The organism is Pseudomonas sp. SDO55104_S430 (assembly GCF_054070595.1).
This window is the reverse complement of the sequence record NZ_JBSVXG010000176.1, coordinates 1-12,369: the sequence shown is the minus strand read 5'-3', so window position 1 is coordinate 12,369 and position 12,369 is coordinate 1. Positions and strand designations below refer to the sequence as shown.

Annotated in this window: 12 protein-coding genes; 8 read left to right on the top strand and 4 right to left on the bottom strand. The window is 61.4% G+C overall.

Annotated features, from left to right (window positions below; translation table 11 throughout):
- Positions 1-190 precede the first annotated feature (190 nt).
- The 6 genes from ACW9JE_RS23310 to ACW9JE_RS23285 are packed head-to-tail and all read left to right on the top strand — an operon-like array spanning position 191 to position 5,647.
- Complete coding sequence (locus ACW9JE_RS23310; protein WP_457434080.1) at positions 191-1,135, top strand: PDR/VanB family oxidoreductase; 945 nt, start codon at positions 191-193, stop codon at positions 1,133-1,135.
- A 17-nt stretch (positions 1,136-1,152) separates the two neighbouring features.
- Entirely contained in the window at positions 1,153-2,484 is a 1,332-nt protein-coding gene (locus ACW9JE_RS23305) for an aromatic ring-hydroxylating dioxygenase subunit alpha (RefSeq protein ID WP_457434079.1), read from the top strand.
- Positions 2,474-3,007, top strand: coding sequence for an aromatic-ring-hydroxylating dioxygenase subunit beta (locus tag ACW9JE_RS23300; protein WP_457434078.1), 534 nt, complete (start codon positions 2,474-2,476; stop codon positions 3,005-3,007). The genes ACW9JE_RS23305 and ACW9JE_RS23300 overlap by 11 nt, the downstream gene beginning before the upstream one ends.
- Positions 3,007-3,600: a cysteine hydrolase family protein gene (locus ACW9JE_RS23295; protein ID WP_457434077.1), complete on the top strand. Its 594-nt coding sequence runs from the start codon at positions 3,007-3,009 to the stop codon at positions 3,598-3,600. Before ACW9JE_RS23300 ends, ACW9JE_RS23295 begins: the two co-directional genes overlap by 1 nt.
- Positions 3,597-4,385, top strand: coding sequence for an SDR family oxidoreductase (locus tag ACW9JE_RS23290; RefSeq protein ID WP_457434076.1), 789 nt, complete (start codon positions 3,597-3,599; stop codon positions 4,383-4,385). Before ACW9JE_RS23295 ends, ACW9JE_RS23290 begins: the two co-directional genes overlap by 4 nt.
- Positions 4,386-4,414: 29 nt before the next feature.
- Complete coding sequence (locus ACW9JE_RS23285; RefSeq protein WP_457434075.1) at positions 4,415-5,647, top strand: dienelactone hydrolase family protein; 1,233 nt, start codon at positions 4,415-4,417, stop codon at positions 5,645-5,647.
- Positions 5,648-5,685: 38 nt separating this feature from the next.
- On the opposite strand, the gene ACW9JE_RS23280 is transcribed toward ACW9JE_RS23285, so the two are convergent.
- On the bottom strand, positions 5,686-6,987 hold the full coding sequence (locus tag ACW9JE_RS23280) for an Nramp family divalent metal transporter (RefSeq protein WP_224535610.1): 1,302 nt from the start codon (positions 6,985-6,987) through the stop codon (positions 5,686-5,688).
- A 380-nt stretch (positions 6,988-7,367) separates the two neighbouring features.
- Positions 7,368-8,882, bottom strand: a complete 1,515-nt coding sequence (locus ACW9JE_RS23275) for a nucleobase:cation symporter-2 family protein (RefSeq protein WP_457434074.1) — start codon at positions 8,880-8,882, stop codon at positions 7,368-7,370.
- Positions 8,883-9,158: 276 nt separating this feature from the next.
- On the opposite strand from ACW9JE_RS23275, the gene ACW9JE_RS23270 reads away from it, so the two are divergent.
- Positions 9,159-9,485: a BrnA antitoxin family protein gene (locus ACW9JE_RS23270; RefSeq protein ID WP_224535614.1), complete on the top strand. Its 327-nt coding sequence runs from the start codon at positions 9,159-9,161 to the stop codon at positions 9,483-9,485.
- Positions 9,486-9,547: 62 nt separating this feature from the next.
- Here ACW9JE_RS23270 and ACW9JE_RS23265 read toward each other — a convergent pair whose 3' ends face one another.
- Together ACW9JE_RS23265 and xth are read right to left on the bottom strand one after the other, a co-directional pair.
- The gene (locus tag ACW9JE_RS23265; RefSeq protein ID WP_224535616.1) at positions 9,548-10,375 is read right to left on the bottom strand and encodes an arylamine N-acetyltransferase family protein; all 828 of its coding nucleotides are present in this window, start codon (positions 10,373-10,375) and stop codon (positions 9,548-9,550) included.
- Between the two features lie 112 nt (positions 10,376-10,487).
- Positions 10,488-11,282, bottom strand: a complete 795-nt coding sequence (xth, locus tag ACW9JE_RS23260; protein ID WP_457434073.1) for an exodeoxyribonuclease III — start codon at positions 11,280-11,282, stop codon at positions 10,488-10,490.
- Positions 11,283-11,406: 124 nt separating this feature from the next.
- Here xth and ACW9JE_RS23255 point away from each other — a divergent pair, with 124 nt between their 5' ends.
- Positions 11,407-11,997 (top strand): GNAT family N-acetyltransferase, encoded by a 591-nt coding sequence (locus tag ACW9JE_RS23255; RefSeq protein ID WP_224535621.1) that lies wholly within the window; start codon positions 11,407-11,409, stop codon positions 11,995-11,997.
- The last annotated feature ends 372 nt before the right edge of the window (positions 11,998-12,369 follow it).

The following is a 12,369-nucleotide window of genomic DNA, read 5'->3' as shown; positions in this document are numbered from 1 at the left end:
CGATAACGCGGGAAACCTGAGACCCTGCGGTGTCCCGGCGTCCATCGCGAGCGTGCTCGCTCCTACAGGGGACGGTGTTTAACAAGGGCAAAATCACTCTCGCCAGATCTGGCTACCACTTTGCCGTTTGCGGCTTTTTTGCCCCTCCCCGCCTTCATACAGTGACTGCGTATCCAGACAGGAATTGCGTATGTCCAGCCTCTCGCTCAGGGTCCGACGGACCGAGCTTCTGACCCCCAGAATCCGCCGCGTGCTGCTGGTCTCCAGCAACGCCGCGCCACTGCCGGACTTCACCGCCGGCGCGCACCTCGAACTGCATGTGCCTGGCAGTCGCGTTCAACGCCGGGCCTATTCGCTGGTCAACCTGCCCGACGGCGAGCACTACGAAATCGCCGTGCAGCTCGAAGACGCGAGCACCGGCGGATCGCGTTGGGTGCACTCGCTCAAGGAAGGCGATCAGCTGCTGGCCGATGCGCCGCGCAACCACTTTCCCCTGAGCGAAAACACCGAGCATGCGCTGCTGATCGCCGGCGGTATCGGCATCACGCCGATGCTCGGCATGGCCCGCGCGCTGCAGGCGGCGGGCAAGCCCTTCACCCTGCATTACGCCGGTCGCGATGAAGCGCAGATGGCCTATCTGCAAGAAGCCCGCGCCTGCCAGAACAACCACTGCTGGATCAGTGGCGGCGATCCGCAAAAACGCTTCCCGGCGGCCACGATTCTGGCCGCGCCAAAACCCGGCCTGCACCTCTACATCTGCGGCCCGAGCGCCATGCTCAACAGCGTGCTGACCTGCGCTCGCGAACTGGGTTGGCCAGAAGATCACCTGCATTACGAACTGTTCAGCGGCGCCCTGGAAATGGCCGGTGACCAGGGCTTCGAAGTGCATCTGCGCGAAACCGGCGTGAGCCTGCAAGTGGCTGCCGGACAAAGCGTGCTGGACGCCATGCTCGAGGCCGGCCTGGACCCGATGTTCGATTGCCGTCGGGGTGACTGCGGGGTGTGCGTCGCCCAGGTCATCGACGGCCAACCCGATCACCGCGACATCTGCCTGTCGGAGCGCGACCGCGCCGGCGGCAGTTTCTGTACCTGCGTCTCCCGTGCCAGCAGCGCGCTGCTGGTGCTCGATCTGTGACAAGCCGAGGACATCCCGTGATACCGACCAACGAACAAATCGCTGCCTTGATCCGCGAGGACAGCGTGCACAAGAGCGTCTATACCGACCCGACCCTGTTCAAGCTGGAGATGGAGCGCATCTACGGCAATGCCTGGATCTACGTCGGCCACGAAAGCCAGGTCAAGAACCCTGGCGACTACCACACCACGCGCATCGGCGATCAGGACGTGATCATGGTGCGCGGCGCCAATCAGCAGATCAGCGTGCTGTACAACCGCTGCCCGCACAAAGGCGCCAAGCTGGTGGCCGACGGCGACGGCAGTGTCGGCAAATTCTTCCGCTGCCCGTACCACGCCTGGACGTTCAAGCTCGACGGCCAGCACCTGTCGGCGCCGCTCAAGAGCGGTTTCGAGGGCACCTGCTACGACCCCAAACACCCGGACTTTTCCATGGTCAGCGTCGCCCGCGTCGAGAGCTATCGCGGCTTCGTGTTCGCCAGCCAGGCCGCGTTCGGTCCGGACCTGAAGACCTTCCTCGGTGGCGTCATCACCTCCATCGACAACCTCTGCGACCGCTCGCCGGTGGGTGAAGTCGAGGTGGCGGGCGGCATTTTCCGCGTCCAGCAGCGCTCGAACTGGAAGGTGTTCTACGAGAACCTGCACGACACCATGCACGCCCGCGTGACCCACGAATCCTCGGTGGACGCCGCCCGTGGCGAAGCCGAAGCCATCGGTGAAATGCCTTTCGAACTGCTGATCATGGACGGCAACGGCGAGCCCTACGACTTCTGGGAAAAGCTCGAACTGCGCGCCTACCACAACGGCCACGGCTACATGGAGGCGATCTTCGACCCGGCGGCGGCCGAGCGCGACGAGGTCTCCCGCGCCCACTTCGAATGCCTGAGCCAAGCCTACGGCGAGCAACGCGCCAAGGAAATCCTGGGGATGAACCGCCACAACACGGTGATCTACGGCAGCGGCTCGCCGCACACGGTGTTCATGCAGTTCCGGGTGATCCGCCCGATCGCCGTGGACCAGACCATGGTCGAGATCCAGACCTTCCGCTGCAAGGGCGCGCCGGATGCGGTGTTCGACCGTGCGCTGACCTACGCCAACGTCATCAACTCGCCCTCCTCCAACGTCATGCCCGACGACGTCGAGGTCTATGCTCGTTGCCAGGAAGGCAACATGACCCGCGGTGGCGAGTGGATCAGCATGCACCGCTACGTCGGCACCGATAAGCCGCTGGAAGACGGCGCGGTGTCCACCAACGGCACCAGCGAACTGCCGATGCGCAACCAGTTCGCCGCCTGGAAACAGTTCATGACCGCCACCCTGATCGCCAAGGAGAGCACCCATGCTGCTTGACCGCCGAATCGACGTCGACACCCGCCAGCTGACTCCTGCCCAGGTTCCGGTGGACACCCTGCGCCAGATCGAACAGTTCCTGTACCAGGAGGCCCGCCTGCTGGACGAGCGACGCTTCTGGGAGTGGGACAGGCTGTTCACCGACAGCGGCATGTACTGGGTGCCGCACAAGCACGATCAGGCCAACCCGTTCGATCACATCTCGCTGTTCTGGGAAAACCGCATGCTGCGCGAGGTACGCATTCGCCGGGTGGAAAACGCCCGTAACTGGTCCCAGCAACCGCAGACCCAGACCGCGCACCTGGTCGGCAACGTGATGGTCGAAGGCCTCGACGCCCAGGGCCTGCTGGTGGTCAGCGCCAGCTTCCAGTACAGCGAATGGCGCCTGGAACAACGCCAGCTCGCCGGCCGCTACACCTACAAACTGGTGGCCCAGGAAACGGGCGGCTGGAAGATCCAGCTCAAGCGCGTGGACCTGATCAACTGCAACGACGTATTCGCCAACCTCGAGGTGTTCGTGTGATGAGCGCGCCGGTGGTGATCGCCCTGCATTATCAGAACGACGTGTTGCATCCGGAAGGCAAGATTCGCGTCGGGCTGGGGGCCGAAGACGGCGCGCGCAACGCACTGCTCGATGCCGCCGGCCGGCTGCTGGCCGGTGCGCGGAGCAAGGGCTGGCCGATCGTCCATGTGCGCGTGGCCTTTCGCCCGGACTACGCCGACCTGATCCAGAACGCGCCGATCCTGCGCAATGTTGCAGCCATCGGCGCGGCACGAGAAGGAAGTTGGGGCGCGGAGTTTTTCAGCGACCTGGCACCGAAGAACAACAACCTCGAGTTCGTCGTCACCCATAACCGCATCAATGCCTTCTACGGCTCGCCGCTGGAAACCCTGGTGCGCCGCTTCAACCCCACGCAGCTGTTGATCGCCGGCGTGGCCACCCACTCGGTGGTGGAGAGCACGGTTCGTCATGCGGTGGATTGCGGATTCGAAGTGATGGTAGCGGCCGACGCCTGCGCCAGTGCCGACAGCGGCGTCCATGCGGCCTCGCTGGCGAGCATGGCGTTGATCGCGCGGATCACTGATGTCAGGCAGGCACTGGAGGAATCGGCATGATGCTCGAAGGCAAGGTGGCGATTGTCACCGGCAGCACCCAGGGACTGGGCCTGGACATCGCCCGGCAACTGCTCGCCGAAGGTGCGCAGGTGATGCTGGTGGGACGCAACGCCGACAGCGGCCAGGCCCTGGCGCGGGAATTAGGGTGCGGCTTCTCGGCTTGCGACGTGGAGTGCGACGAAGACATCGACGCCTGCATCGCCGCAACCCTGGCCCGCTTCGGCAGGCTCGACATTCTGGTCAACAACGCGTGCCTGTACGCCGATCAGGGGCTGGCATCGAGTCGCGAACAATGGTTGAAAACCCTCAACGTCAATCTGGTGTCGGCGGCGATCTTTACCCAGAAGGCCGCCGCGCACCTGCCCAGCGGCGGCGTGGTGATCAACATCGGCAGCACCGGCGGCAAATTCGGTGCGGCCGGACGAGCGCTCTACCCCGCCTCCAAGGCCGGCATCCTGCAACTGACCAAGAACCTGGCCATGACCCTGGCCCCGGAGCAGATCCGCGTGCTCAGCGTTTCTCCGGCCTGGACCTGGTCGCCCAGCGTCGCCGACTTCAGTGACGACGACCCGCAACTGGCCGATCGAGTCGGCGCGCCGTTTCATCCCCTCGGACGCATCGGCCGCGGTCATGAGATCGGCAGCGTCGTGGCCTTTCTGTGCAGCGCCGGCGCCGGCTGGATGACAGGTGTCGACGTGCCGGTGGACGGCGGCTTTTCGATTCTCGGCCCGGACCGTGGCGTGTCGCCGCGGGTCTGGTTCCAGCAATACCGTGACAGCCAATAAAACCTGATAACCGAAATGAGGTAGATGACATGGGCAAGATGATTGAAATCCGGGCAACGGACAGCAATGCCACGTTCAACGGTTACCTGGCTCTGCCGGCCAGCGGCAAGGGTCCCGGCGTGGTGATCGGCCAAGAGATTTTCGGGGTCAACGCCAACATGCGCGCGGTGGCCGATTTCTACGCCGAGGAAGGCTATGTGGCGCTGGTGCCGGACCTGTTCTGGCGCCTGCAACCGGGTATCGACCTGGGCTATACCGAGGCGGATTTCGCGGTGGCCATTGACCTGTTCCAGCGCCTGGACGTGGACAAGGCCGTCACCGACATCGATGCCAGCTTCAAGGCCCTGCGCGCGCTGCCCGAGGTCGAGGGTACGGGCCTTGGCTACGTCGGCTTCTGCATGGGCGGCAAGCTGGCCTGGCTGACCGCGACCCGCACCGACGTGGCCTGTTCCGTCGGCTACTACGGCATGGGCATCGAACAGCTGCTGCACGAATCGGAAAACCTCAAGGGTCGTCTGGTCCTGCACTTTGCCGAAAACGATGTGTACTGTGACGCCGCTGCCCGCGACCAGATCAGCACGCATCTGGCCGGTCACGACAAGGCCGAAATCTATGTCTATCCCGGCGTCGACCACGCCTTCGCCCGGGCCGGTGGCATGCATTACGACAAGCCGGCCTCGCTGATGGCTCACGAGCGCAGCATCGCCGCACTCAAGCGCGAAATCGGCCCGCACTTCAACCTGTCGGCCCTGTGGGAAGAACACATTCGCCACGAGTTCGACACCCGCGATGTGCCAGCGACCATGGCAACCATGGTCGCCGAACCCTACGTCAACCACATTCCGACCATGACCGGCGGTGTCGGCGCCAAGGAACTGAGCCGCTTCTACCAGCACCATTTCGTCCACGGCAACCCGCCGGACATGAAGCTCATCCCGATCTCGCGCACCATCGGCGCCCTGCAGATCGTCGATGAATTCATCATGTGCTTCACCCACAGCACCGAGATCGACTGGATGCTGCCCAACGTCGCGCCGACCGGCAAATACGTCGAGATTCCAATGCTGGGAGTGATCAAGTTTCGGGGCGACAAGCTCTATCACGAACACATCTACTGGGATCAGGCCAGCGTGCTGGTGCAGATCGGTTTGCTGAACCCTGAGGGCTTGCCCGTGGCCGGGGTGGAAACCGCCAGGAAGCTGCTGGACGAACAACTGCCATCCAATACGTTGATGGGGCGCTGGGCGCAGAGCGGGGAATAAACATCGAGGGGGCATTGCGCCCCCACGATGACCTGGTGTCAGGCGAACAAATCAACGCCCAACTGGAAGGCTACCCACAGAGCGAGGCCGGTGGCGAACGCCAGGGCAATGTTCTCGAACAGGTTGTTGCGGTACTGCTTGTCCAACAGTTTTTTCTGGTTGGACATGATCAGCAGGCCGAGGGAAATGATCGGCAAGCCGACGATGTTCAGCGCACTGACACCGATGGTCAGAGTCACGAAGTCCGGCATGCCGGGCATGGACCAGATCAGTGGTGTGACGAGGATGAACAGCATGAACCACTTGTGCATCGGATCATGGTGAAACTCTTTGCCGTACTTGTCGCGACGCTTGGGGAAGACATGCTGGAAGGCATCGGTGATGAGCATCGGGAAAGCCGTGGTCTTGCCCGAAATACTGGCAAACAGCGTGGCAAATACGCCGATGAAGAACACGTACCAGCCGATCGAACCGAAGTAGATTTCCAGCGCCTTGCCCAGGTCGCCCAGGGTTTTGACCTCGATGCCGTTGGGACGCAGAATTTCCGCGCCGACAATCCAGATGGCCAGGTTGATGATGATCCCGATGAACACCGCAAACAGCAGATCGTTGCGTTGAATGCGCTTGTGTTGCGGCCCGGTCCAGCCCTTCTGGCGCATCACATAAGGATGCACGAAGTTGGCCACCGAACCCGCGACAGCGCCGATCACCGACACCGCTACGAGCAACGCGCCATGCACGCCTTCGTCCTTCGGAATGCTGAAGCCGATGGTGCCTTTGATGATACCGCCCACATCCGGACCCGACATGACAGCCAGGGCAATGAACGCCAGGGTCATGATCGCCAGCAGCAGCTTCATCACGCCTTCGATCATCGAGTAGATGTTGCGACCGACCAGCATCCATACCGCCAGTACCACCGCCACCGAGCAAAGCAATGGCTGGTCGATCTTGAACAGCATCGCCAACGACTCCCCTGCCCCCTTGATCATGTAGGCGTTCATCAAGTGCCCCATCAACAGGGCGTAAACCAGCATGAACCAGGCGAAAAACGGGTTGAGCTGGGCATACCCCTGGAGGATGGTCATGCCCTGGTTATTGCATAACTGGAAGCGCGCAATGATGTTGACGATGAGGTATCTCAGCAACAGAGACACCGCCAATACCCACATCATCGCGTAACCGTAGTTGGCACCGGCCACGGACGAAGTGATCAGATCACCTGCGCCCAGCCAGGACAATACGGCAATGATGCCTGGGCCCAGGAGTTTGAATATTCGTAGAAATCGACTTTGCGCGGGCGCCACGGCCTGGCCTTCCACGTTGGGAATGCTGGTCATTCGAAGGTATCTCCATTGTTTTTTTTGTGAGAACCCGGCAAGTCGAAAACAATAAGTACGACGTCGTACAACATTAGTTAAAACGAGAATATTTAAAAATGTTTCAATCCCATAGGCGGTGTGCGGGCATAGCTATTAGCCATGACTCGGTGTCTGCGTGATGGTTGATCGTGCTGCGGGTTTTGTGGATTGATGTGCTTCAGAATTTGGTGCAGTTAACTTCAGGGTCATGAGTGCGGCTTGCTCGCGATGTTGAGCCGCGATCTTTGGCCTCCTGTAGAAGCGCGCATGCTCGCGATGGTCGACTGAACAGCGCGGAGTGTCAGGTGCCCCGCGTTATCGTTGACGACCATCGCGAGCATGCTCGCTCCTACAGAGAGTCAGGCGTGCTCGCTGGCGTGCGTCGTTCGCGGCTCGCCATGACCGTGGTCTGCCACCTCGATCACCTGCACTTCTTTGCCGTCGCAGTCATGCAGTTTGCCTTCGCGGAAGTAATCCCCTTCACGCAACGCCGCCAGGTCCTGATAACGAATGACCCGCTCGGTGCCCGCCGCGAACACCGACTGCTGATCGGAGTTGCCGGCGGTCAGGTGGTTAAAGGCCAGGTTCAACACGATCGCCATGATGGCCGAGGAGCTGATGCCCGAGTGGAAAATCGTCGCGAACCAGCTTGGGAAATGCTCGTAGAAGTTCGGTGCGGCGATAGGGATCATGCCGAAGCCGATGGAGGTGGCGACGATGATCAGGTTGACGTTGTTGCGGTAATCGACCTTGGACAGCGTGCGAATACCGCTGGCGGCCACGGTGCCGAACAGCACGATGCCGGCACCGCCGAGCACGGAGGTCGGCACGGCGGCGATGACCCGGCCCATGAAAGGCAGGAGGCCAAGAATCACCAGGAACAGACCGCCGGTGGCGACCACATAACGGCTCTTGATCCCGGTCACTGCCACCAGGCCGACGTTCTGGGCGAAGGCGCTCTGGGTGAAAGAGCCGAAGATCGGCGCGATCATGCTCGACAGCATGTCGGCACGCAGGCCGTTGCCCAGGCGCTTGGAGTCGACCTTGGTCTCGATGATTTCACCGACCGCCAGGATGTCCGCCGAGGTTTCCACCAGGGTCACCATGACCACGATGCACATCGACAGGATCGCCGCGAAGTGGAAGGTCGGCATGCCGAAGTGGAACGGCGTGGGGAAGCCGAACATCGGGCCCTGGGTCACAGCCGAGAAGTCCGCCATGCCGAGGAACACCGCGACGATGGTGCCGATCACCATGGCCAGCAGAATCGACAAGCGAGAGATGGTCGCGCTGCCGATTTTGCTCAGGAACAGCACCAGCACCAGGGTCATCGCCGCAAGGCCAATGTTGGCCATGCTGCCGAATTCCGGAGAGTGACTGTTGCCGCCCATGGCCCAGCGCGCCGCCACCGGCATCAAGGTCAGGCCGATGGTGGTGATCACGATGCCCGTGACCAGCGGTGGGAAGAACTTGGTGATCCGCGAGAACACCGGCGTGATCAGCAGGCCGATCAACGACGCCGCTATCACCGCCCCCAGAATCGCCTGGAAGCCGCCCTCCCCGTCCGTGCTGACAATCGCCACCATGGTCGCGACGCCGGAGAACGAAACGCCCTGTACCAGCGGCAACTGACAGCCGAAAAACGGTAGACCCAGGGTTTGCAGCAACGTGGCCAGCCCCCCCGCAAACAATGAAGCAGCAATCAACAAACCAATGTCAGCCGGCGACAGCCCGGCAGCCTGACCAATGATCAAAGGCACCGCGACGATGCCACCGTACATGGTCAGAACATGTTGCAGGCCGTAAGCCATATTCGCGCCGACCCCGAGATTTTCGTCTTCGGGCCGTTGGTGTGAAACATGGGGCGTTTTCATGTTAGGGGGTTCCCTGGTTTTTGTTATGCGCACACTGTATTCAAGATCTGTGACAAAAGTCTATAGAGTTGTATACAACTTATTCGTCAAGTTATGAACGGTCAGTCATGCAGACTGTGTGCCATTACCTTCAAACCTCGAAATACATCCATCCGGCCCATTTTCCTCTCCCCGCTAGGCTTTTGAGTTCGCGGCGACCATCGGTTGTGGTCGCTCTCTTTCATATGCATATTAAATATGCATAGTTGGTGATTCGAGACTCTGGAGACTTGACCCATGAAAGACGAATACGACTTCAGCCACGCCAAACGCGGAGCCGTCGCTTCAAGCAAAGGCAAAACCCGAATCACTATCATGCTCGACGATGTCGTTATCGAAGCCGCCCGGGCGCTGGCGGAGAGCGAGGGCTATGGCTACCAGACGGCAATCAACAACACCCTGCGCCGGGCGCTGCTGACCGATCCGCGCAAGTCGGCAGAGCCGGATGCTGGCGGGCACTTGAAGAAGGGCATCACCTCTTCCGAGTTGAAGGCCCTGGAGAAAAAGCTTTCGGAAGTGCTGCGGGAAATCCATCGCGTGATGGAGCCTGAAGTGCAACCCTAGACGGGCACGGAAAAGGGGCAGATTGATTCAATCTGCCCCTTTTTTGTATCCACGCTCAGGCGTTACTGCTGTTGGATCAAGCGCTCCAGGGTCTGGATCAGCGCGGGATGGTCAGGCACCCGGATGCCGAATTCGCTCTCCAGCAGATCGATCAACGCCTGCACCTCGGCCACCTCCCGGCGCTCGCTATCCTGGCCCGAACGATGGATCGCGAAACTGCCGTTGTTCAGTGTGCGGCGCCAGCCTTCCCCGGTGCGCGCCACCATGAGTTGCCGGGTGAAGGACGAGTCGGGATGGGTCGACACGTACCAGTTGCCGACGGTGTAATCGATGGCTTCCTGGCGTTGCAGGTCGAAGATGTACATCTGCCGCCACTCGTCCCCGACCCTGGCGCGCAGGGTGTAGCCATCGGCATGTTGCTCGATGCGATAGGGCTCATGGGGCGTGGGTTGTTCTTCGCGACTATCGAGCAGCAGCGGCGCGGTGGGCACCATGCCGCCGAAGCCGACATCGCTGATGTAGCGCACACCGTCCAGGGTCACCAGACTCAAGCGATGGGTACGCGCGGGCCAGGCGCCTTCGGGCTGGCCGATGACCACGCGTCCGCTGATGCCCCGGGCGTCGAAGCCCAGCTCCTGAAGCAGCGTCAGGTACAGATTGTTGAGTTCGTAGCAGTAGCCACCGCGCCCGCCGTGCAGGACTTTGTGCTCGATCGAAGGCAAGTCGATCAGCACGGGTTCGCCGGACAACGTGGTGAGGTTTTCAAACGGGAAAGCGCCGGTGTGGCGCAGTTGCAGCAGACGCAGGGTTTCCAGGGTCGGCGCTGGGGGCGCGTCGAAACCCAGGCGTTGCAGGTATAGCGCCGGGTTGCTCAGGCGTGGCTCGCTCATCGTTCAGTCCTTTTGCACGCAAGTCGCGGATCGTTCCGCCAATGGGCGCTATGTATAAAGGATGAACCGCTGCCGCTGACAATTAATTTAGCCAATCGCCCGCGGTGCCCCTTCAGCGGCGCTTGCGCGAGCCCAGTTCGATCCAGGTCGGCGCATGATCGCTGGCGTGCTCTTCGTTGCGCACCCATGCGTCGACGCCCGCGTTCTGCAAGTAAGGGCTCGACGCCGGATTGAGCAGCAGGTGATCGATACGCAGCCCGGAGTTCTTTTGCCAGTGCTGGCGGAAATAATCCCAGAAGGTGTAGATGCGCTCCTCCGGGTAGAGATGACGCAGAGCATCGGTCCAGCCCTGGTCCAGCAGGCGCTGATAGCATTCGCGACTCTCCGGTTGCAGCAAGGCATCCTTGAGCCACGAGCGCGTGTTGTAGATGTCGAGATCGGTAGGCACCACATTGTAATCACCGGCCAGAATCACCGGATGCTCGCTGCCTTGCAGCGTTTGCGCATGACTGATCAGCCGTTCGAACCACGCCAGCTTGTAATCGAATTTCGGCCCGGGTTGCGGGTTGCCGTTGGGCAAGTACAGGCAGCCGACGAGCACGCCGTGCACCGCCGCCTCCAGATAGCGACTGTGAGTGTCGCTGTCATCGCCGGGCAGCCCTCGCCGGCTCTCCAGCGGCTGCGCGTCACGCGCCAGGATCGCCACGCCGTTCCACGACGCCTGCCCCTGCCAGATCGCGCCATAACCGATGGCCTCAAGCTCTGCGGCGGGGAACGCGGTGTCGACCGACTTGAGTTCCTGCAAACAGGCGATATCCGGTCTCTCGCGTTCGAGCCACGCCAGCAGGTTTGGCAACCGGGCGCGCATGCCGTTGACGTTGAAGGTGGCGATTTTCAGCTTTTTCATGGCCCCGATCCGTTTGGTTGGGTGTCGAGGTTGTGACCGTTTTGCTGGCGGGTGGTTGCGTCGACAATCACTGGTGCGGCGTAATGGACGCCCTTGCCCTCTCTGCTTGCCGAGTAAGACCTAGATGACAGACACCTTCTTGCAGGGCCAGCGGATCTGCTTGCGCCCACTGCAATACACCGACGCCGACGCCTTGGTACACGCCGCCGCGGATGGTGAACTGTGGAACCTGAAAGTCACGGTCGTACCCAGCGCCACCACCGTCGACGCCTACCTGAAAAAAGCCCTCGACGGCCGCGAGGCCGGGACGGTGCAGCCTTTCGTGATTGTGTTGAAGGACAGCGGCGAAGTGATCGGCTCGACCCGCCTGTGGAAAATCGACCCGCTCAACCGCAAGCTGGAAATCGGCAGTAGCTGGATCTCGGCGCGCTGGCAGAAAACCTTCGTCAACACCGAAGCCAAATACCTGCTACTGCGTTATGCCTTCCAGGAACTGAACTGCGTGCGGGTGCAATTCACCACTGATGAAACCAACCAGGCCTCGCGCAACGCAATCCTGCGCCTGGGCGCGCAGCAGGAAGGCATCGTCAGAAACGAACGCATCATGCCCGATGGCCGCAAGCGCAACTCGGTGCGGTTCAGCATCATCGATGAAGAATGGCCGCAGGTGAGAAAGCGGCTGGAGGAGAAACTGGCCGGGTACGGCCTTCGCTAAGCACCGGATCTCTGCAGGAGCGAGGCTTGCCAGCGAATGCGGTTGTAACTTCAGCATTGCCATCGCCTGACACACCGCCATCGCGGGCAAGCCCGCTCCCACAGGTTTATTTGGTGTACTCAAATTCCGCGAACAACCCCGAACCCTGTGGGAGCCGGGCTTGCCCGCGAAGAGGCCGGCACATTCAATAGAGATTTTGGCTGATCAGATGCCATCGCGAGCAGGCTCGCTCCCACAGGTGGATTGAGGTTGATCACATACTCTGTGTACGACGCAGATCCTTTGTGGGAGCGGGCTTGCTCGCGAATGCGGTAGTCCCTTCAACATTGATGCCGCCTGACCCAACACCCTCTCGAGCAAGACCACTCCCAC

What these genes read in the sequence shown, in the direction of transcription:
- ACW9JE_RS23310 (WP_457434080.1), top strand. Translation starts at nt 191, where the DNA reads ATGTCCAGCCTCTCGCTCAGGGTCCGACGGACCGAGCTTCTGACCCCC.
- ACW9JE_RS23300 (WP_457434078.1), top strand. Translation starts at nt 2,474, where the DNA reads ATGCTGCTTGACCGCCGAATCGACGTCGACACCCGCCAGCTGACTCCT.
- ACW9JE_RS23295 (WP_457434077.1), top strand. Translation starts at nt 3,007, where the DNA reads ATGAGCGCGCCGGTGGTGATCGCCCTGCATTATCAGAACGACGTGTTG.
- ACW9JE_RS23290 (WP_457434076.1), top strand. Translation starts at nt 3,597, where the DNA reads ATGATGCTCGAAGGCAAGGTGGCGATTGTCACCGGCAGCACCCAGGGA.
- ACW9JE_RS23285 (WP_457434075.1), top strand. Translation starts at nt 4,415, where the DNA reads ATGGGCAAGATGATTGAAATCCGGGCAACGGACAGCAATGCCACGTTC.
- ACW9JE_RS23280 (WP_224535610.1), bottom strand. Translation starts at nt 6,987, where the DNA reads ATGACCAGCATTCCCAACGTGGAAGGCCAGGCCGTGGCGCCCGCGCAA.
- ACW9JE_RS23275 (WP_457434074.1), bottom strand. Translation starts at nt 8,882, where the DNA reads ATGAAAACGCCCCATGTTTCACACCAACGGCCCGAAGACGAAAATCTC.
- ACW9JE_RS23270 (WP_224535614.1), top strand. Translation starts at nt 9,159, where the DNA reads ATGAAAGACGAATACGACTTCAGCCACGCCAAACGCGGAGCCGTCGCT.
- ACW9JE_RS23265 (WP_224535616.1), bottom strand. Translation starts at nt 10,375, where the DNA reads ATGAGCGAGCCACGCCTGAGCAACCCGGCGCTATACCTGCAACGCCTG.
- xth (WP_457434073.1), bottom strand. Translation starts at nt 11,282, where the DNA reads ATGAAAAAGCTGAAAATCGCCACCTTCAACGTCAACGGCATGCGCGCC.
- ACW9JE_RS23255 (WP_224535621.1), top strand. Translation starts at nt 11,407, where the DNA reads ATGACAGACACCTTCTTGCAGGGCCAGCGGATCTGCTTGCGCCCACTG.